This window comes from Arthrobacter sp. SDR-2R (assembly GCF_057747955.1).
The window spans coordinates 2989329-3015065 of sequence record NZ_CM173231.1; the positions used below are offsets into that span (position 1 = coordinate 2989329).

Below are 25737 nucleotides of genomic sequence, written 5' to 3' on the forward strand. Positions count from 1 at the left end.
ATGACAATGGCCTGGTCCTCGGCGGAAGGACCAGGCCATTGCCATGTCTCGCTAGGGGGCAAGCTCAGTAGGCCCTCCCAACGGCGCAGGGTCAGAGACTAACCTCATTCCGCGCCGGCTCGCCGAAAGGGGATACCGACACCGAACCCTTGGTTGCGATGTTGTACGTCGGCTCCGGCGCCGCTTGCAGGCCCGCCTCGGTTGAAGCGCCAGGCCCAGCGGCACGCGCAGAACGTTGGTATACAGCGGTACCAAAGCGAAGGTCCGGGCCAATGGTCTCGGCTACGATCCGACGAGCCTCGCGCCGCTCCCCATCCTTTTCAAAGGAACGGAATTCCAGCTCACCCGAAACGGTGACGGGGTCGCCCTTCTTCAGCGAATTGGAGGCATTCTCGGCGAGCGCCCGGAACGCGGAGACGTTGTGAAAAACAGGCTCACCGTCATGCCAGGATCCATCTGGCCCCTGGACGCGCTGGTTCACCGCAACGCGGAGCTTGGTGTGGGCCACCCCCGACTCGCCGTAGGTCAGATCCGGATCTGCCACGAGGTTGCCGGCGATGTTGATCGGTATTCTGGTGCTCATATCGTGCGTCCTTCCTTCGCGGACGGGACTTTCCCATCCCACGCTTCAAAGCCGGCCTACGGGCCAGAAATCTCCAGGCCACGCGACGGTTCCTGTGCCGGTTTCACGCCCGCATAGGTTTCCTGGCCTTCAACTTGCAGGGAGGCTTCTGCAGCCGGAACCTTCCCGCCTAGTCCTGGCGGATCGGTCACTTCAAGAATTTCCTTGCTTGCGGCCGTCACCCGGCCAAGCACTGATTTGGCAATATCCACGCGCGAGGCCGGCTCCTTTCGGGACGTAACTCCGGCGGCTGAATGCTCCGCTTCGATAACTGCATCAGCCCAGCCGGACAGATAGCTTGCTGATTGAGGCCCTCTATCAATTCCATGCGCCTTAAGCACCGTGTAGGCCACTGACTCCGCCTCGACTTCTGCCAGCCCGCGGTGGTCCACGCTGCTTCCATACAACTTGCCCACGTTGTCGTTCGGGCCGTGCAGCAGAACGTGCCCGAGCTCGTGCGCAAGCACCGCTGCCCGTTCCTCCGGGTTCAGCCAGCCACCCACCTGCACCCGGTGCTGGGCAAAGTCCGTGAAGCCGCTTGTGAGCCCGAACTGCGAGTCCGTGACTTGCACTGAGAAGCCGTGAGCGCGGGCAACTCCAGCCAGCGACTCCCACAGCCGCGGCACCTCGACTGACGTGAGCCCAGCTGATCGAGGAACCAGCAGCGGGGTACCCTCGGTCTGGGAGACGTCGAAGACAGCCTGGCCCCGCCAGCCAGTGATGAGCGTCTTCTTCCCCTCGTCAACGGCGCCGTTGGGAGCCTTGTCGCCAACAGGGATGCGGTGACGGGTGCCGTCCGGCAAGAGCACCTGTTGAACGCGGGCCGTCCTTGGCGCAATCACCCACAAGGCATGCTCACCACGAAGAACATTCCGCCCGTGCCGCTCCCATTCCTTGAAGCCCGCCACGAGCGTGGGCTCGTCGGTACCGCGCTGTGCCATCTGCATCATCAGCAGGGCAACGTTCCCGCCGGAATAGCGCCACAGGCTGGCGGAAGCGTCAAGGAGAACCTGCCAATGTGATGGCGACTCGACAGCCTTTTCAAGAATCGAGTGCAGTCCGTCCATTAAGGCAGCAACACGTTCCTCGGGCGCCAGTCGCTGAGGCTCCAACGGGGAGTTCGGGCCAGCGGAGGGGCTTGACGGAACTTCGGGTGCAGCGGCCACGACAGCCACCCTTCTGTTTCTTGGACCGCAGCTCAGCTGCGCAGACACCAGTTCATGGCGACCAGGTCATTGGAGCGACATGACTCAGAATTCGGGAACCAATTGATGGGCCGCCTTGCACCAGTCGAGGAAGGCCGGATCGTCGTTCGCAAGCATGCGCGGTGCGGGATCCTTGTGTGCCTGCAGTCCTACGCATCCGGCCGCCCTGGTGTGCGTCCTAAGACGTTCGACTGCGTGTGGGAGCCTTTCATGGAAGGCGAGCGGCCCGAAGCCAGGATCGTCCGTTGTGTAGGAGGCCAACTCCGCGCGGTGAAGCGCGTACAACTCAGCCACGATCTCAGGGTGACGCCACCAGCAGTCCGGGACGACCGACGTCGTCAGTTGGTAGGTGGCCACGAGCCATCGCACCCACGCAAATAGCGATCGCCATGCCTCCTGTGATTGCTCGGTCGTCATCTCCCGCCAGCGGCGGGTCACGGACTTGGGCCCAGCCTGTCCGGCAAATGCCGACCTGAAAAGTTGTGCAGTAATCTCGTCGTCCCCAAAGGAACCCGAGGAGGGAACATCAAACTCGTCGACGTTGTCACGGCTATGCATCAGGAGCCCCTTCGGTCTTCTGTTGACGCTGCTTGTGCCCGTCGGCCAACAGGCGCTCCATCTCAGCCTTCAGGCGGCGCAGTTCCCCGGCGTCCTTGCGCTTGTGCCATTCCAGGAGATCCAACAAAATAGGCCGCGTGCGCCGACCCAGCATGAGTGCGGTGCCAGCTGGGAGGCGTCGAATCTCGTCCAAGGCGATCACCGGACGGTCGCGAAGCTGTTCGCCGTCCTGCCGGCCCTGTGACGACCAGGAACGCGTGGTGAGCGTCAAGCTGCGCTCGCCGAGCAGACCGGCGAGCGATCGGAGGTCGTGTTCGTCAGATCCGCCTCCGAAAATCACCTTAATGATGGCGGAGTCCCATATTGTTGACGCTTCATCGATGGACCAGCCCGAACGGGCCTGAGAAAGGGATTGGAGGACGACGAGGGTGGAGATGCCGATGCCGCCGCCATCAGCCAGCGCCACGGGTAGGCCCGGCCAGGGAGCCAGGTTGGCGATCTCATCGAGTATGAGGGACAGCGGCGGCTCAAGCCTGCCGCCTGGCGAAACGAACGCCATTTCGCGAGCCGCGCTGTCAATGTCGTCGATCAGGGCGGACAGGTATGGACCGGCAGCAGCCGCGCCTGCGCGCGTGCCGATCAAATAGAGCGTGCCCCGTTCCCGAATGAACGCCTTCGGATCAAACTCCTCGGACTCATCCTGCGGGTTCAGTGCAGCCAAAACCTTCGGTGAAGACAGCGGGGCAACCGCTGCCGAGACACCGATCCAAGAGTTCGAGGTATTCCGCGGGTCGTCTTCCAGGATTCCCATCAGGTCTGACTGCCAACCAAGCGCCGCGCCAGGCGTGCCCAGGACTTCCAGCGCTTCCCGGGCAAGCACAGGGCTGGAGGACCAGCGTCGGAATGCAGCCACTCCCTCGCCGGACAGGGCAGCAGCATGGAGCAGGCATTGGAGGACGATCAGCGAGCGCTTCTGCCACGCAGCGTTTTCGCCCTTCATTTCCGTGTCCGCGGTAATGACCAGCGCTCGCCGGGTGGCAACGTCCGGGTCCTCACATCCCCGCACCGGTGACCAGCGGAGGGACGACGGCAAGCCTGACATGCCTTGGGGATCGAACACCGTCACCGGGCGCCCGTCAGAAGCCCTTGCCTTCATGGTCACTACAAGGTTGTCAGCCCGCGTAGACGTCGTTACGACGGCACCGGGCGCGTCGAGGATCGCATTGATGACCACGTAGAGGCCCTTGCCGGACCGGGGAGCACCCTGGATCACCATCGATTCTTCAGTGGAAACGTGGACCGTGACGCCGCGGGATCGACCCAGGGTCCAGGACAGATCCTGCACCGAAGGCTTCACCAGTCCCGGGCGCGTGAACTTCCCCCGCTTCTGCACCGCCCTCGCCCCAAAGTCGTGGACGATTTCGGCGCGACGGGCAACGCCGTCCCGGTTCAGGATGTCCTGCCGGAGCCATGCCCCCGATTGCTTCCACCGCCTCCACGCAACCAGCGCAGCCACGGCGAGCGCTCCGACCAGCAGCAGGGCCGGAGCCAAGATCCACCAAACGCTGTCCGTGCCGACTGCGCAGTCCCCACTGCGGATGACTATCCAGTCCATCCTGTTGGCCAAAAGTCCGACGACGGCACCCGGGTTGAAGGGCGACGGCGGCAAGGCGCCGCAGTGCCAAGAGGTCGCGAGCTGCGCCGCGGCCTGCACCAACGCGCAGAGACATACGTAAGCCGCCGCTCCAACGAGAGCAGCGGTGACGAGCGGATTGTCGCTGGCAGCCCGGGAACTCACTAGCTGTCTCACAGCATCCTGCCGTCAGTCCCGAAAACGTCCAACTCGTCCGTTGTCACCCGGTTGGCAACGATGAAGGAGCGGTTGCCGACCTTCCAGAGACCGACGCCCTTCGGAAGATTCTCAACGTGCTCGCACTCGGCTTCGGTAAGGCCCAGCGCTTCCTTGGTAAGCCGCATTGCGTCGTGCTTCTGGCGGTAGATGATCCTGGTGTCCGCTTCGGTGAGGAGACCCAGGGCTTTCTGCCGATGTCCGCTGGTGCTGTCACCAATCTCGTTGAGGTCAGCGACTTTATGCATGATCAGCAGGTTGGCGATGCCGTAAGTTCTGGCCAAACGCCACTGTTCGCTCATCTTCGCCAGCATGTAAGGATCAGCGAGCATCCGCCAACCTTCGTCGTAGACGACAAGGCGCTTGCCGCCGTCGGGATTGGTGATCGCCGCCTCCAGCCAGGTAGCGCCGCAAGCGGCCGCTAATGACAGGGCTTGCTCCGAAGCCCCAATGAGCGCCGAAGTGTCCATCACCATCATTGGGGCGTCCGCGTCGAAGGCTACGGTGGACGGAGCATCAAACATGCCCTCGAGATCACCGGACACCGTGCGTCTAAGGGAATGGCTGACGGCGGTTCCGCCCTCGACCCCGACGAGAGCTACCATCTCCTTCGACGGTCGCAGCAAATGGTCAAGCACCATGGGCAGCGTGGGGTTGGAGTTTTCCGCCATTGTTTCCATGAGGGCGATATCCAAGGCCGTGTGCTCGACGGGTCGGAGCGGCATTCCTTGACGCATGAGGGAGACAAGTGCCACCAGGAGATACCGGCGCCGCTGGCGAACAACAGCCTGCCACTGTGCTTCAGTGAGGGCGCTTGACCGTGGCCCGGCATCCAGTGGATTTACTCGTGCGGGACGGCCTGGTCCGACGGAAATGACCTTTCCGCCTACAGCTTTGGCGACGGCAACCCACTCACCCTTGGGATCGGAGGCGACGGCGGCTTTCCTGCCCAATGTGATGGACCGCGCGACGAGCGACTTGCCGCACATCGACTTGCCTGTGCCGACGGTTCCGATAACGACGATGGATGGGCCGCTGATGATCCCTTTGTCGTAAAGGATCCAGGGATCGTAGGAGAAGGCTCCTGACCCGAAGACATCGGTTCCGATGTAGGTGCCTTCATGCCCCAGCCCGGACTCTGTGAGGAACGGGTAGGCGGCCGCGAATGTCATGGTCGAGGCGCGGTGCGGTGCCGGACGCAACCGGTGTGGGCCCCGGAGCGAGTTCGGCTCCTTGTTCCCCCAATCTCCCGTGAAGCGAAGCTTCTGAAGTCCGGGCTGTTCATCCTCCGACGGAGCACTCGCCCGCTTGGACGCCCAAGGTGCGGACCGCCGTCGTGCTTTCTGATCCCCCCGACTTACCCCCAACGGAAGGTACTCGAAGCTGCCATTCGTCTTGTTCACCGCAGTCCTCTTCCCAAGGGCAACGCGCTCGCAACGAAAGCCGCCCATTGCTGTCCGTAGAGAAGCCGCAGCTCAACGAAAGCTCCCGCTGCCGCGGACTCAAGCTCCTGGCGGTGTCGTGCCAAGTCCTCCAGTGAGGTCGCTGTGACGGTCATATAAGAGGCCGGACGGACGTCACCGTGGCCGGCGACAATCTCTTCTTCCCTCTGTGTCACTTCTTCTTCCTCGGCCCTTTGCTCACGCGTGAGCGGCCTGTCGAAGCGGGCATTGATACGGCGACGGGTCTCGTGGGCTTCCTGGGCTGAACGGATGTCGCGCAGAGCTTCAGCGGTCGGTACCGCCCGAATAACCTCGGTGAAGGTGTGGCGGAATTCGCCCACATAGATCAGAGGGTGGAGGAAGCCCGGGAAGACTTTCTGCCGCGGCCATTCAGCAATCCAAAAGGTCTGGTGGAAGCCGGAATCTGTCCGCAGGTAGGTCCAGTGCTCCTCTACACCCATCGGGCCTTGCCTCATGAGCTCATCCGTCGACTCTGCTGCTGGTGCACTCGACGCCGAAGCTGTCGCGGCCATCGCTTTGCCGGCGGGCAAAAGGGCAGGATCGAAAGCGCCGCGAATGATGGCAAGCAACCCCGCCTCGCCGAACCATTCCTCGACCTTGACGTTGTGAGTACCCAGCGACGTTCGTATCGCATCGACTTCGAGCCGTAGGACGTGTTCAAGGCCGGTGACGCCCCCGCCCGACTCCCTGATCCGCCGTCGCGCCTTACTCGTGTCCAGGACAACCGCGACGACCAGCTCATGGCTCATAGCCGAGCCGGCGGCCCCCAGTAAGTCCTCGTATGCACGATGGCCCCACCCAGCGGCTTCCTTGTTGTCTCGCGCCGGCAGGGCGTTTTCCCTGTAAAACTCCCAGAGTGCCGATGACGGGTAGGGCACGGTGTAGTCCTGAATGGCGATGCGGGCAATGCTTTGCCGTTGGGCCATGCCGGCCTGAACCCGTGACCAGGCCTGGACTGCCCACGCTTTATCGTCAGCGTCCAGGAGAGCAAAGGACCGCGTACTGCACCGCAGCACTACGATTGCCTCCTTGCCGTGGCCATCGACCAGGAAGCATTCCCCACGGGCGGTAGTTCGAATCTCCAGATTGCCCAACCCGCCGGGAAGGGCAAGTCGGCCGGCGATGCGTGGAGCTTCAGGCTTTGCGAGGAACCTCGTCTGGCCCACAGCTGCGCGGTAGAAGAACGTTGCGATCTGTTGTGCCCAGACTGGATATGGGACACGGGAGTACTGCAGTATTCCGAGCAGTATGAGCACGAGCCACATAGGCCCAGTGGTGAATAGTCCGATTGGACCATGGCTCGCTGATGCAACGATCGCGACGGTAACTCCCGCGGCAACAATGAGCAATTGATACCACTTGAGTCCGAGGAAGAAACCGCGGCGCTCGTACCTTGGGAATTTGACGGCTTCCAACGCGCGCCCGTCTTCAGACATGAGGGGTGCCTCCCTTCGGAGGATCAATTCTGGGTGGCTGGGGTTTCGGAGGTTGCGGGCTCGACGGACCTGGGGTGTTAGCGGGAGGCCGCGCTCGCGGTCCCGGTTCGGTAGGCGTGCTTTGCCGGGCTCGCGCTGGAACCGCGCCGCCTTGGCTCGGTGGACCTACACGCACGAACCCTGTGGTTTCCGCGGACTGCGGTGCACCCGGTGATCCGGTTGACGATCCTGTCTTCAAGGCTCTCTGTCCTCCATCGGGGCCCGGTGAGGTCAACCCGGCGGGCACAGGAGGAGCTGACACCTGTGTCGGGAAGACGTTACGGCTTGAACTGATGGGCCGTGTCATGGCGGAACGACTCACCATGTTTGCGAGAATCAGTCGGCCGCCTGCCTGACGACTGATTTGCCGGGCCGCAACACTGCTGCTTCGCGAGAGCACGTGGCCACCGCCCGCCGTTTGCGCAGCTGCAGCGAGTTCCCCTCCAGCGAAGCTCACGAGGCGCAGGGCCATCATGGGTGCCCCACATGCGAGGGCCATGCCTACGGTTCCGGCTGCCAAGCCCGCGAAGGACTTGGAATCGGCAAAGAGCTTTACGGCGACGGCCAGGACTGTTGCAGCCAAGGGCTTGGCCACAACCAACGCGATGACGACCTCACACCAGCGGCGAGCCCAGGATTTTGTCTTGTCCCAAGGCAGCAGCATGAGGGCCACGGGGGCGACGGCGGCGAGGACAACGAGGGCGAACGAGCGGAAGATCATCGAGCACATCAGAATGAAGGCGAGTATCCAGACGACCACGACTGCCATCATGGTCACCACGGCCGCGCCCGCCGGGCCGCCGGTGTTTCCGGGAGCCAGTGAAACCAAGTTCCATTCCCGGCCACTTCCCTGCGGCGCTCGTTCAAAGCCGAAGAGCCGCATGAAGACAAGATAGGGGTCGGACCCAATCGATTGGAGGAGGGCGGCAGACGCCAGGTCTGTTGCCCTCGTCAACTGCCGGACGAGGTACACGGCGGCGCCCACCAATGGGATCGCGACTGCTCCGCCTATCAAAGCTCTTCCAATGCGTCTTGGTTGCTGGCTAATGAGACCCGAGAGCAGCTGCAAGATCATTACGACGGCGAGCGGAGTCAGCATTACTATCACCCACCAGCTCGTGAGTCCCTGGATGGACAGCCACTGGGAGTCGTCGACGTTCGACACAGTGAAGGCACCCGTGATGAAGGCCCACAGCCACGACGCCATGTTCTGCAGAATGTTTGCGAACAGTGACGTGACCGCGCCGAGGGCGTTGTCGTTGGCCTGCGATACCAGGCCGCATCCGGGTGGCCACCATCCATTGAGATCGCACTCAACGGGCATGACCTAGAACCCGAGAGGGAATGCGGTCTGCGACCAGAGGATGTAGCCGTTGATGCCGCCAAGGATGGCAGCCACGGGGCCTGTCCAGAGGAGTATCACGCCTCCGCTGGAAGCCAGGCGCGACGATTGGCTCAGCTTGCCGGCCAGCAGCAGGGCTGCGCCGATGATCGCCACGATGGCGATGATGATGAAAGCGCCGACAAGGATGCCGCCGCCAATTTGTTTGAGCGATTCAAGGAAGGGGAAACTCGCGTTCGGCGTGATTCCCGGGTCCACCGCTGCCAAAAACATGGGTGCTCCGTCCGTCGTATTCCATGGAGTGAGCAGATGAGCTCACAAGTTCATGGGAGGTGAAGCATGGAACGACATGACCTGAACTTCGAACACGCCTATCGAGCGGCGTGACGACCAGACGTGCAATGACCCGCCCCGTTGTTGAGGTAGGAGATGGGTCACTCAGGCCCGTTTTTCCCCTGTTCAGGCGAAATTCTCGGCGTCCAATGGTTCCTGGCGTGGCGATTAAGTCGACCGGGCCGAGCATGACCGGGGGCGATGTCGATCTCGCAGAGACGTCAGCGAGTTGTCTGACTAACGGACGTTGGGTAACGAGGTGAGGGTCGGCATGCGCCCCGGTCGACTTGATCACCACGCCGCAGCATCGATGGTGGTGAAGTTCGTCGCCACACACTGATCGTGAATAGTCTTGCCTGCTCCCGGAGGAGTGCACACCTAAGTATGCATGCGCTCTGACATGTGGTTATGTCCCAAAACGGACATCCCGGCGTGGGAGTTTTGGAGGCTCAGCTCTCGTCGAACGGCAGGCGGACGACCTCATCGCCCGGGTCTTCCGGACTTGCTGGCGGAGCCGCGCTCGGGTGGTCCTGGTACAGCGCGTCCGAGGCGCTCTGGTCGTAGGTGTCGGAGAGGCCAGCACCCTTGGTCCCGAGGACCTGCTCCCAGTTGAATCCCATACACACGACTTTATCGGCCGGTATCGAACTCGCGAAGGATCGCGTCGACGCGCGCGGTGAGTTCGTCGGCGCGCTTGAGGATCTGCTCTTCCTCCTCATGTGACATCTGCCGCCGGGGGCTGGCCTGCATCGCAGCCGCAGCAGGCCCCGGCCCAGGTGCGGGCTCCGGACCGTCGAACAGCAGTGCCGCGGCAATGATGACTGCCGACAGCGAGGATGGATGCATGGAGCGGTAGGCATCGATCCATCCCCAGCGGTCCACGGCTGGCAGCATGCCGATGAAGAGGTGCCAGTCCGGATTGGGATCCGGCCGCAGGTGCCGGTGGGCGGTTCCTTCTTCGTCGAGGCGGTGCCCCAGGGCCCCGACGGAACCGTGCGACCACCCTCTGTTGGTGCCGATCACATCAAGCCACGACCAGGTGGCGCACGCCGGGCAGGCGATTGGCTCCCGGCGACGCCGATCCGCCCGCGCAGCCGCTCGACACGACCAGATCCGGTGCGGAGGATTCTGACCCGGTCCTACTAGGTGCAGAACAGGATTTTAGGCCAGCGCCCCGTGCGACGTCGTAATCGGCCGATTTCGTCAGCTCGTACCGCGACTAGTCTTATTGCGCAGGCGGATCCAGCATGACGCGGCGAGAGAGCTTAACGGCGACCCGAAAGGCAACAGTGCTGGATTTGTGGCTGTCGTGCCGCGTTGACCGATAGCGTGTGACGGAGGACGTCGTAGTCGAAAGGTGCATGCAGTGGATACTCATCCTCGAAGCCCGCGAGATCTTTTCGAGGGTCGTCGCCACTTTGAGATTCCCGCGTTTCAACGTCCCTATGTCTGGGATGAGGAGAGCCAGTGGGCCCCTCTGTGGGACGACGTGGTCCGGGTCACCGAGAGCTATCTTCTTGACGGGGGTAAGCCCCCAATTCCGAATCACTTCCTCGGCGCGGTTGTTTACGAGTCGAAGACACCATCTGCCGGCGATGTGACACGACACGAGGTCATCGACGGCCAACAACGCATGACGACACTTCAGCTCTTGCTTGATGCTGCACATGAAATCGTCGCTGGGCGCGGACACCAGACGGAAGCGGATCAGCTCGAAGAGCTCATTCTGAACAAGGCGTTGACCTTCAAAGGCCGCATCGAGCGCTTCAAACTCTGGCCATCCCAGGCGGACCGAAGCGCCTTTGCCCATGCCATGGATCCAGAGGAACCGCGGGTCGAGGAGCATCGAGTCATCGAGGCCCACGACTTTTTCCGGCGCGAAATAGAACAGTGGCTGATAGGAACGCCGGATGAGGAAGGGATCGTCCCACCCGGAACTGAAGAGCTCCGCGCCAAGGAATTATGCTCGACGCTTGAACATCGGCTGGTCGTCGTCGCCATCGACTTGTCAGGACATGAAGACTCACAGCTGATCTTCGAAACGCTGAACGACCGGGGCACACCTCTGCTGAAAGCGGACCTCATCAAGAACTGGGTCTTCCGCAAGGGCGAACAGATTGGTGCTGACGTGGACAAGTGGTCCAGGACGCACTGGGCCGACTTCGATACCGTATGGTGGCGGGCTGAAATCTCCCAAGGCCGTCAGATTCGGTCCCGCGTGGGCGGGGCTCATCGACGGTGGTGAGTCCGGCAAGGGTAAGCGAACGCTGCTCGACGCCTTCAGCCTTCTGGTGCTCAACGAAGAAATCATCCAGAGCCACATCGATCTCTGGACTGAAGCCGACATCAAGGAGCGCTCTGTAGTCCTGACCAAGGCAATCACTCAGGTCTGGCCCGGTCCCTCAATGGAGATCCAGGAAGCTGCCTTCGAAGCGGCAAGAGCTTAGTGTTCCGGCAGCTTGATCTCGGTGTTGGTAGCCAGGTCGATGAGTGTGCCGTCTGTATCGGTGATCGTGGCGATGCCCTGTTTGAGACCAGCCTCTGAACACTTCATGCAGCCGCTGAGGAGAAACCAGGCGCGGGCCACGAACCGGGAATTCTGACCGCATAGCGTCGTGGTGGGTGCAGACTTCAAAGCCAGGTGAGTGGAAGTACCACCTACTGTTATGACCACCATGACATCCTGCGTGCGTTTCCAATCCGGGCCGTACGCCTCATTTGCGAGGATGTTCGGCAGACTGTTCCGGATCGTGATGGGCTCGGGTTCAGACATGGGATCATCCTATGCGGGAGGACCGTCTCTTACGGAGAGGATGACCGCCGGAGGCCTGACTCAGTCGTAGCCGCTAAATATGCAAAGTCAGGCCTGCAGGGGTTCGTCGCAGGCTTTGCAGGCCTTCCGGCCACCGACGCCGGCTTCTTCGACGACCAGCAGCCGTTTGGGGTTGTCGTCCCAGACGTTGCCCACTGAGTTGCACCAGGCCGGGTGATAGACCTGGCCGGAGCTCACCACGTAAACCTGGCCCGGTCCTACTTTGGGTGAGCCATCGCTGCGGCGGGACGCTGGTTCGATCGCGTGCAGCTCGCCCCGTTCATTGGACTCCTGCTTGGCTTTTGCTGCCGCCTGCCAGGCGCGGCGTGGACGTGGTGTCATCGGTCGATCAGTTTCTGTTGAGGCCGAATAGTCGTGTCATCAGCGCGTCTTTGTAGTGCGACTCTGCTGAATCAACTTCTGTGGAAGGTGTGCTGGGTCCGAACACGCGCAGAAGGCTGAAGACAAAGTGCCGGGCGTGGTCTGTCTTGGTCGTTGCTCCGGCTGCGCTGTCGTAGGCAAGTTCGCGCAGAGCGACGTTTCCGCCGTGGCCGTCGCGCGCGTAACTCGTCCACCGTCCGAGAATGCGCTCAGCGCCATCGGCCTTTCCGACGTATTGCTTGCCGTTGGTGGAGTCCGTGATGAGGTAGATGCCCTGAACTTCCTTCAAGGCAGCGCGCCAGTCGGCGTATCGGGGGTTCTCCACCATGTCGCGGAGTTCGTGGTAGTTGAGCAGTACGCCGTCGAACCCAGGGAAGGGAACCTTGTCCCGGTCGGCGATTTCCAACACGGGCAGGTTCGCGGCGCTGGTGGCGCGTCGGTGCCAATTCCGCGGGCTGTCCCATTCGATCACGAGCCGGTCATTGAGGGGTGCAAGGAAACCCGACATGCGCAGGTCGAAGAAACGGTTCACCTCAGTGCGCTCTGCGGCCAGCTCTCCGTGGTTCTCCAAGGTGCCCCACAGCCGCGAGCGGCGCTTACCGTCGGCGATGAGGATCACCCAGAAACGGGGAGGGTCCGTGGGGAATTGCCGGGGTGAGAGACCCTGCTCCATGGTGTAAGCGAGCACCCGTTCTTCGGTCAGGTCTTCGGGACCACGCAACGCACTGGGGTCGCCGGGCCTGAAGGCATGGCGGATAAGCAACACATCCTCCAGCCGGACCGCAGAGTCACAGTCTGCGCCCATGCCAATCAATACATGGCCGAGAGTGAGAGATGCGCGCGAAGCCGGCATCGCAGAAACCGTTGTCTCCGCAGACACGTCGAGAGCAAGATCAGACACGGAAACACCTTATGTCATGAGCCGGGCGCGGCAGCTTTAGTGGCCCGTCGCTTGGCCGTGTCCGGATGGGACACGTATGCGGCGGCGACTGCCTGCCCGAGCCGAGCAGAGCTGACGGGATTGGCATCCACATAAATTTAGTGTGTCCGGACCACGGCGTGCACAGCTTCATCTCTATGCCACGACGACCGGCAACTCGTCCCAGTGGTGCCGGCAGCGCTTCGGGGCTGCCGCGCTTTGCTCAAGGCCTTGTGGGGTACACTCGCTGTCGTGAATTGCGGCTGGCCAAATCGGGCGTCAGTCTTGAAGCATGACGACCACGAAGAGCCCGGGTGACGGCGAAGAAGACAAAATCCTGGCGGACTTCAGAACACTGATCGAAAAGTTACCGCCGCTGCCGCCGACTCCGCTTGGTGAATGGAACCGAGATGACGAGGCCGCGGTCCGTGCCGTCGGCATCGCGTGGGGGTGGCTTATCCGAACCCTACGCACTGCCGAGGCCATCAGGTTATTAGAACACCGCGGATTCGGCGTCGAGTGTGCTCCGCTCCGACGCTCCGTCGTCGAACACGTCATTAGGCTCCACTGGGCCACCACCGTCGACACCCGCAGATTCGTCGAAGCAGCATTGAACAAGCGCAAACATAGCTTGGGCAACATCACACTTGCGGCGGAGGCCGGCACCCCTCTACCCGATGGCGCGCTGGATATCATCGAATTACTCAAGTCCGAAGCGGATCCCGGATCGGAAAGCGTCTCCTTCAAAGACCTCAAGTCCTTGATGAACGACATCCCCGATTACCAGATTCTTTTCCAAATCTGGCTTACGGACACCCAAGAATCGCACGCAACGCTGACCAGTTCAGAAGCCTATGTCGAGTTCGACCCCGATGAGCCCGGACTGCATCTTCATATGGAGCCAACTCCGCATGATCGCTTCCGTGCGATGCTCCCCAGCATGGTGCTGCTAGGCACCGAGGCCTTCGTGCATCTGGCCGGCATAGCAGACCAGTTAACGGAGCCGCTTGCTGACATTCGGGATCGCGTTACACAATTGGGAACCGCGCAAAACTCAGCCACCGGGCCTGAGTAAGTCTGCCCGACACATTAGTAACGAGATGCGCTCACGCGTCGTCTCGGATGTAAGTTATGCCAAAAGCCTTGACTTGGCGGTATTCCTGAAGCTTGGTTGCAAGTTCGAAGGCGTCGCCCGTGATGTACTGAAAGATGTCCAACCCACGGCCGAGCACGATCCTCCATCCGGTGTCGGTGAGGATGGACCGATCGTGGATTGCTCCGTCGAAGACGATGTCGACGTTGATGCCGGCGACAGAGGCTCCCTGTTTGACTTTCAGCAACAGTTCGAACTGCTTGCGGAGCTTGTCTGGTCCCTCGGTGTTCTCAGAGGTAACGAGCCGGACATTCACTTCGTCGGCCGCGTCTTTGGTGGCCGCGATGCACTCGATGAGTTCCATGAAATTACGGGCTTGGTGGAACTGCCGGATGTAAGGGTCAGTTATGGTGATCTGCGTGGCTCCGCGCAGGTACGGGACCAAGAGAGTCTCGAAGGAGACCCCACGCTGGTTCTCCTGGAACTCCTGGTGACCCTCAAACAGCGGCTTTACGGTGATAGCCTCGGGCGCAATTGGTTGACCGTCTTCCGCAGACGTCGCGGCGTGCCCAGTTGGATCGCCCGTTGCCTCCTCCGCGTCCGTGCTTATGCGGCGCTCACGGTAGTAGTACGCCGGGTACTCGTCCTCTTCAAGCGTAGAGACTGAGTGCCATGTACCGGCTTTGTCGAGGTAGCCGAACTTTACGTTTGCCATCGTTGAGTCGATGCGGAGGATCTGGTCTTTGACCCGCTTGCGGCCCTCGATGGCGAACTGCAGGATCTCTTCGATCTCTTCGCGTGTCGCTTCCCCATGCGGGTATAGGATTTTCGTCAGCCCGGAGAAGGTCTTGTGGATGCCGTCGCGATCTCGTGTCGAGATGTCCGATGACAGTGTGAAGTGCTGCTGGTAGCGGTCGGAGTAGTCCGCCGAGCGCATCGACTTGAGCACCTCGGCGATGTAGTCGACGACGAACCCGTACCCGTTGGAGAACATCTCGCCTCGGATGGTGTCGACTTCCCACCCTGGGATGTAGTGGTGCAGGCGGTCGAGGTACGCCGAGTCGTGGTAGCTTTCGGGAAGCTCGTCGAACAGGTCGGAGTGTTTGAGCATGTAGGGCACGGTGTGCGACGTGTTGCCGACGAACACCATTGAGGCCTCCGCGCCGAGCGTCTCGACGCCGCGGGAAAACGACTTGTTCGCCATGAAGTTCTTCATGATGTCGACGAGCGCCTTGTCGGTGCGCTTCTTCTTCCCTGCGAACTCGTCGAACGCGACGACATCCCAGTAGCCGACCAGCCCGATGCGGCCATTGGAGTTGTTGACGAACAGCTTGGGGACGGTGACCTCGCCCCCGGAGATGAGCATGCCGTGGGGTGAGAACTCCGAGAAAATGTGCGATTTACCGGTGCCCTTGGGTCCGAGTTCGACGAGGTTGTAGTTTCGCTCGACGAAAGGGATGAGCCGCACGAGCTGGATGAGCTTGGCGCGGCGTCCGAACAGTTCGGGATTGAACCCGATCGACTGCACGAGCAGGTCAGTCCACTCGCCGGTTGTGAACTCTCTCCGCGCTGCGAGATAGCCCTCGAAGTCGAACTTCGACAACTGGATTGGCTTGATCGACCCCAGTATCCACGGCACCATTCGGGCATCGTCGCTGTGGAAGTACTCGATGTCGCAGATGCACCAAACACCACCGACAAGAAGTTTTGGGTGGGCCTTGATCGTCGCGGATTCGACGAGCACGCCCTTGATGCCGAGGTTGGCGAACTCTGCCTGGTAGACATCATCCTTCTCGTTGAGCGTGACCGTCACTTTGTCAATGATGCGGTGACGCCCACGCTCCTTGATCGTGGATTTCACGAGTTCGGACTGGTTCCGGTTTACGTAGTGTTCGGCGAGGATCTTGCGCACCGTGTCGATGCCCGCCTGGATGGTGGCCTCGTCGTCGGATGCAGCATATTGGCCGAGCAGGTACTCCAGCACATAGGAGGGCACAATCGCGTTGCCCTTGACGGCCTTTACCAGGTCCTTGCGGACTACAACGCCGGGGAAGAGCCTGTTGATCTTTCGATCCAGTTCGCTCTGCACCGGAGTGGCGTCTGCCGGTACGTTGGCCCTATCGGGTGTCTCTTGACTGACCTCGCTTACTTCGCTCATGGCTGCACTCTCCTTAGAAGTCGAAGTCCGAGGCGAACGATCGCTTGAGCGTGTAGATCGCCTTGGCGTACACCCGCCACTGGTTGGTGCCCGGGATGAGTTCTTCAAGCCGGAACTCGACCGGGCGGTTGTTGTAGTCGTTTGCGTCTTGGCTGAGCAGCATGTGCGCGTTCTGATAACGGTCACGCTGGTCTGTCGAGGCTTGGTCGAACGTGAGCGAGAGATGGTTCGATATGAGGATCTCGCCGACATACAACCCCGCGCGCAGCACAAGGGGGCGAACCTTCTCGCTAACCGGCTCGGCCTGAAACAACTTGATGACCAGCTGGCCTGTCGTGATCTTGTCCGACTCGGGCATGATCTTGACGTTGACCGTTCGCACGTCGCTCTTGCGCTTCTTGTTGATCGCCAGCACCGGGACGACGATCTCCTGCAGGGCCGCACCGCCGTGGACGAATCGCGAGCCTGCACCTGGCAGCCGCAGCCGATGAATCGACTTTGGTATCTGCACATCCAGGTCTCCATCGAGGCCGAGTTGGGCTGACGTGAAAGTCTTGAACGCGGAGACTTCCTTCAAGCCGTGACCGAGGACGTAACGGCGGTTGATCACCTTGATGTCGTCACCTTGCGGCAGCGTCGATAGATAGAAGGCGTCCTCGAGTGCCGTGTCCTGGAACAAGAAGCCGTGGTCCGCCGTGATGAGGATGTTCGTCGCGTTCGCGTTGGTCAATCGCTTGACCAGATCGACCAGTTCGCGAAGCGTGTCCTCGGCGGCCTCAAAGACCTGACGTTCAGTGCCGGCCTTGTCACCCGTCGCGTCGATGCGGTTGTGATAGACGTACAGCACCTGATATTGCTGGTACAGCTCCCGCAGCTCGTCCCGGGTCAGGGAGAAGACGTTCTCGGCCTGGATCGCTTTCCCGTCAACGGCGTCGAGGAGCTTGCTGCGGTTCACGGTGCCGTCTGTGCGCTGACCGTCCGCCAGGACGGGATCCCCGTCCTTGGAGTGTCCAATAGTGCTGTGTGGCAGCAGTGCCGCCATCCCAAGCTGGGTGTAGCTGGGCAGCACGCCGAGCATGGCTTTCAGGTCCGCATCGTAGCGGTCTTCCTGGCGGATGCGTGAACCAAGTTCGTCAGCGATCTCATAGCGCAGGGCGTCCGAGACGATGACGACGGCCTTGCGCCTGCCGTCTCTCGTGATGGGTGCAACGTGGTCTGTGAAGAACGAGGTTTGGGGCCGGAGCAATGTGGAACGCCACTGGTCGATGCCATCGACCTGCTGTTGCCAGGCGTTACCGAGCTCGTAGAGAAACTTGTTGGCGTAGAACTTCTCCACTTGGATGCGCAGGATCTCCAGCGGACCGGAAAACTCGGCTGTACGGGCAGCATAGGTGAACTGCCGGTAGAGCTGATCGATGCGGAACCAGTCACCCCGGTATCGCTCCAATCCCTCATCGAGCGACTGCATCGACAGGTTGAGCGTGCCAAGCGCGGTCAGGAGTTCCGAGGCGCAGCCGATCGCTGTGTACAGCTTTCGGTACCCGTCGACCCAGATGCTGCTCTGACGGCTGCGGATCACCTCTGTAACCTCGCGACCTGTGACCGTTCGCTCCGCGACTGCACGAGCCAGATCGCTGATGATCTTTCGGTCAGTCTCCTCGAATAGGTCGTTGCCCAACAGGTCGCGGAAGCTTGCGTCCTCGATGGTGCCGGCATAGTCCAGATCTTGCGCTGCGCGCTGTGCGAGCTTCGTCAATGCCTCCTGGCTGCGCCGGTCGTAGCGAAGGCTCCCGAAGTCGAGCTGGATGTTGCGTAGGCCTCCGGGTCGTTCGGACTTGAATCCGTTATTGGCCTGCCGGAATACCCACAGAATGAAATCGGCGATGCCCGGGCTCGGCGACATGTAGCCGTAGATCGACGCCACACCTTGCCAGAAGAACTCGTCGAGTCCGTGCTCGGCAAGGGCACCGTACTTGGCGTCCGCACCGAGGGCGTTCTCGATCAGCAGACTGCGCGTGATCTCCAGTAGGCTATGCTCGCTCTGACCGAGCAGGACGGCCGACATCTTGGCTTGCAGCAGCCGGGCGTCATCGTCGGCGTCCAGCAGCTTCTTTAGGCTTTGAATGCGCTTGGCAACGCGGAAGAAGCTCTCACGCGCCTGCACGACTTCGCCAATATCGGCGGTGGTAAGCCCCAGTTCCTGCTGCACCAGCGAGGTCCGGTCTGCTGTAAACACTCCGTAGGCCAGTTCCAGGTCCAGCAGCCAATTGCCGATTCCCGTCGGAACGGGACCCGCGCGGTAGACAAGGAACTTCGACTTTGGCTCCTGGTGCAGCAGCCGGTTCTTTACCGCATACTCGTCATTGATGACGCGTACAGTCTGCACACCTTCCAGGGCGAGCGTGTCGAGGTCAGCGGCATACTCACCATCGGGGTCGTGCCAGAACACCACGCGTTGCGTCTCAAAGCGACGCTCCAGGTGAGGCCTGACGGCGGATGTCTCACTCATCGCTGGCCTCTAGTCCGGGGATCTTCTTCAAGGCAGCACCGAGCTTCGGATAGTTCGCCTTCACGCCGTCGTCGAGGTCGATCTGTACCTGCTGGGTCGCCAGCGGGTACAGCACGTCGTGCTCGTACTCATCGAGTTCGAGCAATACCTTGCGCAGGCGGTCGACCTCTTTCTGGGCGGCGGCCTGCTGCCGTGGTGCACCTGTGCCGGCGGCAAGTCGCTCATGGTGCTCGCGGCTGGCGGCGAGCTTTGCTTTGAACTCGCGCAAGTACTCGTTGAGCACCGTCGAGACGGTCGACGGAGTGTAGCGGTGCATGTAGATCAGGGCGTTGAATGACCCCTTGGGACTGGAGAATAGCCAGTAGATAGGGCGCTTCTTGTACCGCTGGACATGGTCCTTGTAGAAATCCTGCACAAAGTATTTCCGCATGTCCTTCCCCAATGCGTCCTCAACAAAGCGAAGATTCTCCTGGAAATGATCCTCACCGAAGGACACTTTCAGGAAGTCCCGGAAACGCTCGACAATGTCATCCAGGAACCAGCCATCGGACAGGATGGGCAGAACATTGTCCTTATCAGGCATGAACGATGGGTTCGGTACCGTCTCCAGGTAGTCCTGGAGCGTGTCCCCCTGATTCGCCAGGATCAGGCCCGACGCGTCGAGGCTGTAGCGACCAAACATGCAGCCGACCGCGTAGGAGACAAGGTCCTCGACTCTGCGCGCGGCGAGCATCCTTCTTCTCGCATCTGCGTCCTCGACATGACCGAATGCCCAGTCGGCGTTGGTGCTCAGGGTCACGTCCTTTAGGGCGACAGCAGGATCCACCACGGTCGCAAGCCCCAGCGAGTCTGCGAACAACAAGTTGTTCTGCTGCTCGAGTTCTGCCAGGCGGGCGGAACGTGCCTCGAGCGCTCTCATGACTTGAGCGAGAGTCTCGCGCAGCGCTAGTCCGCTCGCTCCAGCTGCAACTAATGGGTTCTCAGAGAATTCACGCGACACTTCCGCTTCATCCCAGTCAGCACGAGCAATGGACAGCGCTTCGCGAGCTACATCTTCGATTTTGGCCACTGAAAGCGTTGCTGGCCACGGAAGGCTCGCAACGTTTCCCGGCTGGAAGTTCAACGTCGGGTTGAGTGCTCGGAGGAGGAAGTCTGCAACGTTTGACGAGAGATAGGCAAGAAGCACTAGAACGGAGACCGAACTCGTTGACGGAAAAATGTTCGCGGACGGGTCATTGAAGATGTACCCAGCCGGATGATAACGGCCCGAGAAGCGGCCCGACGAAATTTTGGACCATGTGACGCCTTCTCGAAAAATATCGTCCAGGTTGAAGTTGTGGGCAAGGACGCGCGATCCGGTCGGGTCCAGCCGCGTCTGCAACTGACGCCCATCGTGCTGCCAGTCGACGACGGCTGTGGCATTTCCGTACCACTTCCGGTACTCGCCGCCCTTTGAGATAGGAAACCAACGACGCCCAGACTCTGCGGCTTCAATGCGAGTCATCCCGGTTGCAATGCCAGCTGAGGACACCTCGAACCATTCGCGAAGGTATCTGTTGTTGTCTCCTGTGATGAGTCCTATACGGGTATATGCGACGGTGGCGAGGCTAGTTCCGCCAGCAAAGGCCGGAGCAATCTCGTCCGCGATCCAGTAGGCGATTGGTACGCCCGGAAGGTTTCTAAAATCTCGTGTTGCTGCCGTAAATCGCCATTCACACATTGGATCTCCAATTGCCTCGAGAGCTCGAGGTCCCTGATTTTCAGCACCCCTAAAATCTGTGAGGCGGATGTAAGTTCCGGATAGGTGGACTTCAGCCGAATTTTTCAGAGTGAACGTGCAAATTGGCACGGTTGCGCCGTCAAACCCCGAATACTCAAGTTGAACCAAGCTTGTAATCGTTTTCTGGTCGATGAGCTGGGCTCGGAGCTTCTCATAGGAAGATATGAACATCCACACATATGGGGTCATGAACCCCAAATGACCCCCATCGAGAGCAAGATCGGTGTTTCGCAATATGAAAGCCGCGAATAGATCTGCCTTGACCACGGGATCATTTTTGGTCAGCCATTGAGAGAGTTTCGGGTCCATGTTCTTCGCGCCCATGTAGGGTGGGTTCGCGACGACCACGTGGTATCGGGTGGAGAGATACTCGGACTGCCGGATAACGGTCCGGGCACGGTCCACGAGAGACCCATCGAAGAGTGTCTGAACATCTTCCAGCGATTCAAGGTGCTCCTTAAGGTGCTGGATAAGGGCCTGGTTCGGGCGGATCAGTGATCCGAACATGTCCGCATCTTCAAACGCCTGCCAGAACGCAATCTCCGTACGCTTGTTCCCGCCTCTGGCGACAAGTGTTGCCAGCTCTTCCGTCGTGAACCGCACAGGCTCCAGCACACAAACATTCGGCTCCGTTCCCTTCCCTTTGTTCAGGAACGATCTCTGCACCCCGCGAGCCTTCATCACCAGGGCGAAGGCCGCCAGCGCCCCTGCCCTGTGGTCAATCTCGGCCCCAAATAGATTGTGCCGGAGGATCAGGCCAGGGATGTCTGATGGCGGGTAACCCGACTCCTCATACATCATGTACAAAAGGTCAAACGCGTACGTGAGCATGTGTCCGGACCCGCACGCTGGATCCAGAACCCTCAACTCCTCTGGACCGCTTATTCGAAGGAAATCCGTCTCCGTCCCCTCCGGAGCAATGTAATACTCCATCTGGTCTGCCAGGGACGAGTGTGGATTGTTCAGGAGCCACAGGCGGCCTAGCGAATTCTCCACCAGATACTTCACGATCCAATGCGGAGTGAACAACTGCGTCGCCGCCGGGATATCGCTCGTCGTCGCCTTCCTGTTTTTCTTGAACCCGGCAAAGACCTCGTCCTTACGAGCCGAAATATAAAACTGGTAAAGCCAACCTATGACCTCGACGTCCTGACAGACCTCTTCGGCGAGCACGTTTGCCGCGCGTCCCAGCACGGAGTCAGCGGCGAGCAGATTAGCGGGGATTAGCAGCTCCGTGTAGTCGCCCTCCCGCTCGAACATGAACGGCATCGAGCGGTTCCAGTGGCGGCAATACTCCGCGAGCAGCAGCGCGTACGCTTCACCCTGCGGGTCGTCGCTGCGGCGTGTGCCGTTGAGCAGGCTCGTGACGCGCTCCACTGTGCGCTTGTTCGTGACGACGGCGCTGTCGATGTTTCCGCGCTTTGCCTCCGATAGAACCTCCGGCTGCCCTCCCTCGCGGCCCGGTTCGGGCGAGACGACACCGATGCCGGTGTAGCCGTTGGCGTCCATGAACCGCAGCGCGATGATGCGGTTGAACCAGGAATAGGCGACCTTGTCGGCTACTGTGTCGCGGCCCTTGTCGCTGCCACCGTTGGCGTTGACGGCCTTCTCCAACGCGGCAACGGCGTTGGGCTGCTCCTGGCGCAGCTCTTGCGAGCCGAGAACAACGGAGATGCGCGCTGTCACCTCGCGGATGAGTGCAGTGCGGGCCCAGGCGGCGAATGACTTCAGCGGTGCGGTTTCCATCAGAGTGCGATTCGCTTTCCGTCGTTGAGCGTGTTCAGCAGCGCGCTGCGGAGCGCATCGAGGTACCGGTCGACGTCCTCCTGGTTCTCCAACACACCGTGGGCACCGGGCACTGTGATCGTCTTGACCGAGATGGTCTGCCTGGGCGCTGTCGCAGTGCCGTCGTCGCCGCCCGTGGGCCGGGCAGAGGATGCGAGCTGGTCGAGTAGCGCCGGGTAGGTCTTCTCCTCGAAGCTGTTGCCCTGCTCGCGGATGAGCGCGATCTGCGGTTCAATGCCTACGCGTGCGAGGGTCTGGTCGATTGTACGGGTGACCCGCTGCTGTGCTTCCTCGGTGGCATTGTTGTAGTAGGCGCTGTCGAGTACCTCGGTCTTGCGTCCTTCGATGACCTCGATGACCATCCTGCGGTTGGTAGCGAGTGCCTCCTCGACCTGCGCGCCGAGGGCGTCTGCAGCCTGCTTGAGCTGAATCATGCGGTTGCCGCGGAAGGCGTTCGGGTCGTCCAGGATCCGCTTGACGACCTCAGTGTCGCTTCCTGTGGGCAGGTATCCAAGGTTGTTCGCGTTCGCGGCGAGCAGCGCGACGGCATCGTCGTAGATGACCTTCTGGCCACCGCCCAGGAACGACTGGATCGTGTCGATCACGTTCTCTTTGGCGTCCAGCAGCTCGTCGCCAAGACTGAACTCGCTCAGATACCACTCATCGGGCTTGCCCACGGCCCGCTCGAGCAGGGCGATGGGGGCGGCCAACTGCTCCACGAACGGGTACTTTGACCCGCTCACCAGCGCTCTTAACTCGTCGAGCTTTGCCCCGAGCTTTTCGCTGCCGTGCCGGGACAGTTCCAGCGGGTCTTTCGGTGGGGTGGCCTCGTCGAAGAAGTCGGTGCAGAACTTGCGGAACGTCGCGACCTTGCGCTCGTCAAAGAGCTTCTGCGGGGCGACCACGGAATGCGAGTGCTTCTGCGTATTGCGCAGAACGGCAGAGACCTCGGTCCGCTTCAGCACGTTTCCATCGACGGTGACCGTGATCTTCGAGTTTCCAACGAGCCAGGCGATGACGACCTCTATCGAGGCGAGATCCCATCCGTAGGGCTTGGTCTGGAATGCTTCCACGATCGTCTTGACCGTTACCTGCTCACCGAGCCGGTCGCGCTGCAGCACGAACGAAAGCACCTCATCACCTGGGACAGCCAGCATCGACAGCGCCGAATCATCGAACATGCCTGACAGGTCCGGGTTAGCGAAGGTGGCAACCTGCTGCTCGCTGTACGTAACGCCGCCGAGCAGGCTGAGCTGGGTATAGGTGCGGCTGATGAGGTCCTGGAAGCCGTCGGTCACGCGCGCGATGGCGTCCTGTGCGGAGGAGGTTACGTCGGCGGCGTTGATCACGAGGTCCGCCTTGCCAACTGCGCGGCGGATGCGCTCGATGAGTTCCTTTTCGCGCTCGACGTTCTGCGTCGCCTTCGAGCGCAGGATCTGGTCCTCGATTGCCGACAGCGAAGTCGTCTGCTTGCGCTTGGTGTACTTCTCTGTCTTGATCAGCAGGCGCAGGTCCGAAAGGGCCCGCTCGTCGGGCTCCAGGATGACACGGAGCTCGTCTTTGCCCGCGCTGTGCATCCGTGTCTCTTCAGGGCCGAATGGGTACTCCGGCGTAATGAAGTGTACTGTCAGTTCGCGTTGCTGCCCGTACACCTGATCGTCAAGTTTGTACCCGAAAGCGAAGTCCTGCCCGTTCTTGGCGTACCGCAGCTTGCTCGTGCGAACGACATCGCCGGAGATGATCTTGAAGAGCCGGCCGCTGACATCCGAGGCATCGATATCGACGTTCTTGATCTCCTCCTCGATTACCTGCTCTTCGTTGGTCAGGTACTCGTAGAGGTTGCCGTTGCGCTGCACGTACGTCTGCGTCTCCAGCAGCGTCAGTGCCTCCTGCACCTGCTTGGCCAGGGCGGGCAGGTCAAGTCCGAAACGGTCGTAAACCAGCACGGTCAGGTTGCGTGGGGTGGCGTGGAAGCCCTCGACATACTTCACCAGGAACAGAGCCTTGAGCAGCCGCACAGCCAGTTCGTTATCCAGGTTGCGCTCGGCAACGTCGATCGAACGCTGCGCGGCTGACTTCAACGAAGCGCGGATGCCCGCGAACATGTGATCGAACGTCGCCAGCCTGCCCACTTCGACATCGCCGATGCCCTTAGCGACCTGCTGCACGACGCCGAGCATCGACCGCTCACCAACTGAGCTGTTGCGCCCCTCGAACACATTGTGGTCGGAGATGCCCTCGATCGCCGCTTGGAACAGCGGGAACTGGTAACTCACAAACGGGTAGGTGCCGACGAAGTGCGCCTCGTCGGTGTAATTGCGATACGTCTTCGCGCCGTCTACGAAGTCGAACAGGGTCTTGAAGTTGGCGTGCTGCTCGGCATAGATCGAATTCAGCGTGGCCTCGCCCGCCTCGTTCTTCTCCAGCAGTCGCTTGCGGATGACCTCTTCCACATCGGCGCTGGTGAGCTTCACACGGGTGGCGAACCGGGCCTGGATCTTGGAAAAGTCGTTGCCCTGCTGCCTGGTACGGTCACCGACGACCTTGTCCATGTCTTCCTGGGAGGTCACGAACACCCACGCCCGGCCCTGGCACTTGGTGTTCAGCGACTCGGCGATGGTCTGGAGGTTTAGCATCAGGTGCGTGTTCGATCCGATGAACTGGCCGACCTCATCGACGTAGAAGTTCAGCCGGTAGCCGTCTTCTTGCTTGTCGAGCCACGCTTTCACCTCATCGGCGAAGTCCTCGATGGAGACCGAATACTCGTTGCGGTACTTGGTGAGGATGTTAGCCGGCGTGCCCTCGGCTTGGCCGCTTATCTCGGCGTAGGCCTTGGCCACGTTGACCTCTTCGAGCACGCCCTCTTCACGTCCCTGCGTCCAGTCGCGCCCGGAGATACGGGCATATGCGGCTTTGAACGCCTCGTACTGGCCTCGGTTGTCCAGGTCCCTTTCGAACCTGGCAACGTGCCCCTGGTTACCGAAGTAGCCGCGGCTCTCATCGAAGACCTTGACGAACACCTTCAGCAAGGCATCGGTCTGGTCCTTAGTAATAAGGGTGGCCTTCTGGTCGATGTTGAACAGGAGGCTCTTCGCCGGGATCCGCTCAGCCTTGGTCAAAAGCGCCGGCAGAAACGCATCCTGGGCCTTGGACCGGAAACTCTCGGAGACACGCGCCCGAGGGAAGTCCTGGCCTTCCACGTCGCCGAGGAGGTGCGCAAGCAACTTCAACAAGTGCGACTTACCGGAACCAAAGAAGCCCGAAATCCACACGCCGTTGGCATTGGTGTAGTCCGTATACGCCTCAAGCAAAAGCTCCATGCCCTTGGCCGCCTCGTTGGTCAAGACGTACTCATCAACCTCGGTACCCAGGTGCGCGGCATCGTCAGCCTTGATGACACCCTCTATCGGGCGCTGGACGTCCTTGGCGAAGATCTGGTTCAGATTCATCAAG

20 protein-coding genes are annotated in these 25737 nt (G+C 61.0%); 3 read left to right on the forward strand and 17 right to left on the reverse strand.

Annotated elements, in window-relative coordinates; genetic code table 11:
* Positions 1-91: 91 nt before the first annotated feature.
* From AC3ANU_RS13835 to AC3ANU_RS13880, 10 genes are all read right to left on the reverse strand, one after another.
* Positions 92-583, reverse strand: a complete 492-nt coding sequence (locus tag AC3ANU_RS13835; RefSeq protein ID WP_141160682.1) for a single-stranded DNA-binding protein — start codon at positions 581-583, stop codon at positions 92-94.
* Between the two features lie 56 nt (positions 584-639).
* Positions 640-1689 (reverse strand): ArdC-like ssDNA-binding domain-containing protein, encoded by a 1050-nt coding sequence (locus AC3ANU_RS13840; RefSeq protein WP_141160683.1) that lies wholly within the window; start codon positions 1687-1689, stop codon positions 640-642.
* A gap of 183 nt (positions 1690-1872) precedes the next feature.
* Positions 1873-2385 carry a hypothetical protein gene (locus tag AC3ANU_RS13845; protein ID WP_141160684.1) on the reverse strand — a complete coding sequence of 171 codons (513 nt, stop codon included), beginning with the start codon at positions 2383-2385 and terminating at the stop codon, positions 1873-1875.
* A complete protein-coding gene (locus tag AC3ANU_RS13850; protein WP_488314721.1) occupies positions 2378-4183 on the reverse strand; it encodes a type IV secretory system conjugative DNA transfer family protein in 1806 nt (601 codons plus the stop codon). The genes AC3ANU_RS13845 and AC3ANU_RS13850 overlap by 8 nt, the downstream gene beginning before the upstream one ends.
* An 8-nt stretch (positions 4184-4191) precedes the next feature.
* The gene (locus AC3ANU_RS13855; RefSeq protein ID WP_133247125.1) at positions 4192-5406 is read right to left on the reverse strand and encodes an ATP-binding protein; all 1215 of its coding nucleotides are present in this window, start codon (positions 5404-5406) and stop codon (positions 4192-4194) included.
* A 227-nt stretch (positions 5407-5633) separates the two neighbouring features.
* Positions 5634-7133, reverse strand: a complete 1500-nt coding sequence (locus AC3ANU_RS13860; RefSeq protein ID WP_109864360.1) for an SCO6880 family protein — start codon at positions 7131-7133, stop codon at positions 5634-5636.
* Entirely contained in the window at positions 7126-8496 is a 1371-nt protein-coding gene (locus AC3ANU_RS13865) for a type IV secretion system protein (protein WP_109864359.1), read from the reverse strand. Before AC3ANU_RS13865 ends, AC3ANU_RS13860 begins: the two co-directional genes overlap by 8 nt.
* A gap of 3 nt (positions 8497-8499) precedes the next feature.
* Positions 8500-8787, reverse strand: coding sequence for a hypothetical protein (locus AC3ANU_RS13870; RefSeq protein ID WP_109864358.1), 288 nt, complete (start codon positions 8785-8787; stop codon positions 8500-8502).
* Between the two features lie 509 nt (positions 8788-9296).
* Positions 9297-9467 (reverse strand): hypothetical protein, encoded by a 171-nt coding sequence (locus AC3ANU_RS13875; RefSeq protein ID WP_160147650.1) that lies wholly within the window; start codon positions 9465-9467, stop codon positions 9297-9299.
* 10 nt (positions 9468-9477) lie between these two features.
* On the reverse strand, positions 9478-9870 hold the full coding sequence (locus AC3ANU_RS13880) for a hypothetical protein (RefSeq protein ID WP_488314722.1): 393 nt from the start codon (positions 9868-9870) through the stop codon (positions 9478-9480).
* A 343-nt stretch (positions 9871-10213) separates the two neighbouring features.
* Between AC3ANU_RS13880 and AC3ANU_RS13885 the strand changes: the two genes are divergently transcribed.
* Both AC3ANU_RS13885 and AC3ANU_RS13890 read left to right on the forward strand, forming a co-directional pair.
* Entirely contained in the window at positions 10214-11092 is an 879-nt protein-coding gene (locus tag AC3ANU_RS13885) for a DUF262 domain-containing protein (protein ID WP_488314723.1), read from the forward strand.
* 46 nt (positions 11093-11138) lie between these two features.
* Positions 11139-11294: a hypothetical protein gene (locus tag AC3ANU_RS13890; RefSeq protein ID WP_488314724.1), complete on the forward strand. Its 156-nt coding sequence runs from the start codon at positions 11139-11141 to the stop codon at positions 11292-11294.
* Here the strand turns inward: AC3ANU_RS13890 and AC3ANU_RS13895 are convergent.
* The 3 genes from AC3ANU_RS13895 to AC3ANU_RS13905 all read right to left on the reverse strand — a co-directional run bounded on the left by AC3ANU_RS13895 (position 11291) and on the right by AC3ANU_RS13905 (position 12941).
* A complete protein-coding gene (locus tag AC3ANU_RS13895) occupies positions 11291-11620 on the reverse strand; it encodes a hypothetical protein (protein ID WP_488314725.1) in 330 nt (109 codons plus the stop codon). The genes AC3ANU_RS13890 and AC3ANU_RS13895 overlap by 4 nt on opposite strands.
* A gap of 87 nt (positions 11621-11707) precedes the next feature.
* Positions 11708-12001: a hypothetical protein gene (locus AC3ANU_RS13900; RefSeq protein WP_488314726.1), complete on the reverse strand. Its 294-nt coding sequence runs from the start codon at positions 11999-12001 to the stop codon at positions 11708-11710.
* Positions 12002-12008: 7 nt separating this feature from the next.
* Complete coding sequence (locus tag AC3ANU_RS13905) at positions 12009-12941, reverse strand: GIY-YIG nuclease family protein (RefSeq protein WP_488314727.1); 933 nt, start codon at positions 12939-12941, stop codon at positions 12009-12011.
* 310 nt (positions 12942-13251) lie between these two features.
* Between AC3ANU_RS13905 and AC3ANU_RS13910 the strand changes: the two genes are divergently transcribed.
* On the forward strand, positions 13252-14034 hold the full coding sequence (locus tag AC3ANU_RS13910; RefSeq protein ID WP_488314728.1) for a DUF5677 domain-containing protein: 783 nt from the start codon (positions 13252-13254) through the stop codon (positions 14032-14034).
* Positions 14035-14065: 31 nt separating this feature from the next.
* Here the strand turns inward: AC3ANU_RS13910 and brxL are convergent, their stop codons facing one another.
* From brxL to brxC, 4 genes are read right to left on the reverse strand one after another with little or no spacing between them, the layout of a single operon-like run.
* Entirely contained in the window at positions 14066-16210 is a 2145-nt protein-coding gene (gene brxL / locus AC3ANU_RS13915; RefSeq protein ID WP_488314729.1) for a BREX system Lon protease-like protein BrxL, read from the reverse strand.
* A 13-nt stretch (positions 16211-16223) separates the two neighbouring features.
* Positions 16224-18719, reverse strand: a complete 2496-nt coding sequence (gene pglZ, locus AC3ANU_RS13920) for a BREX-1 system phosphatase PglZ type A (RefSeq protein ID WP_488314730.1) — start codon at positions 18717-18719, stop codon at positions 16224-16226.
* Positions 18712-22245 (reverse strand): BREX-1 system adenine-specific DNA-methyltransferase PglX, encoded by a 3534-nt coding sequence (gene pglX, locus AC3ANU_RS13925; protein ID WP_488314731.1) that lies wholly within the window; start codon positions 22243-22245, stop codon positions 18712-18714. The genes pglZ and pglX overlap by 8 nt, the downstream gene beginning before the upstream one ends.
* Positions 22245-25733, reverse strand: coding sequence for a BREX system P-loop protein BrxC (gene brxC / locus AC3ANU_RS13930; protein ID WP_488315978.1), 3489 nt, complete (start codon positions 25731-25733; stop codon positions 22245-22247). Before brxC ends, pglX begins: the two co-directional genes overlap by 1 nt.
* Positions 25734-25737 lie beyond the last annotated feature (4 nt).

Coding starts and splice junctions, on each gene's coding strand:
- AC3ANU_RS13835 (WP_141160682.1), bottom strand. CDS start 583: ATGAGCACCAGAATACCGATCAACATCGCCGGCAACCTCGTGGCAGAT.
- AC3ANU_RS13840 (WP_141160683.1), bottom strand. CDS start 1,689: ATGGACGGACTGCACTCGATTCTTGAAAAGGCTGTCGAGTCGCCATCA.
- AC3ANU_RS13845 (WP_141160684.1), bottom strand. CDS start 2,385: ATGCATAGCCGTGACAACGTCGACGAGTTTGATGTTCCCTCCTCGGGT.
- AC3ANU_RS13855 (WP_133247125.1), bottom strand. CDS start 5,406: ATGACATTCGCGGCCGCCTACCCGTTCCTCACAGAGTCCGGGCTGGGG.
- AC3ANU_RS13860 (WP_109864360.1), bottom strand. CDS start 7,133: ATGTCTGAAGACGGGCGCGCGTTGGAAGCCGTCAAATTCCCAAGGTAC.
- AC3ANU_RS13865 (WP_109864359.1), bottom strand. CDS start 8,496: ATGCCCGTTGAGTGCGATCTCAATGGATGGTGGCCACCCGGATGCGGC.
- AC3ANU_RS13870 (WP_109864358.1), bottom strand. CDS start 8,787: ATGTTTTTGGCAGCGGTGGACCCGGGAATCACGCCGAACGCGAGTTTC.
- AC3ANU_RS13875 (WP_160147650.1), bottom strand. CDS start 9,467: ATGGGATTCAACTGGGAGCAGGTCCTCGGGACCAAGGGTGCTGGCCTC.
- AC3ANU_RS13895 (WP_488314725.1), bottom strand. CDS start 11,620: ATGTCTGAACCCGAGCCCATCACGATCCGGAACAGTCTGCCGAACATC.
- AC3ANU_RS13900 (WP_488314726.1), bottom strand. CDS start 12,001: ATGACACCACGTCCACGCCGCGCCTGGCAGGCGGCAGCAAAAGCCAAG.
- AC3ANU_RS13910 (WP_488314728.1), top strand. CDS start 13,252: ATGACGACCACGAAGAGCCCGGGTGACGGCGAAGAAGACAAAATCCTG.
- brxL (WP_488314729.1), bottom strand. CDS start 16,210: ATGAGCGAAGTAAGCGAGGTCAGTCAAGAGACACCCGATAGGGCCAAC.
- pglZ (WP_488314730.1), bottom strand. CDS start 18,719: ATGAGTGAGACATCCGCCGTCAGGCCTCACCTGGAGCGTCGCTTTGAG.
- pglX (WP_488314731.1), bottom strand. CDS start 22,245: ATGGAAACCGCACCGCTGAAGTCATTCGCCGCCTGGGCCCGCACTGCA.
- brxC (WP_488315978.1), bottom strand. CDS start 25,733: ATGAATCTGAACCAGATCTTCGCCAAGGACGTCCAGCGCCCGATAGAG.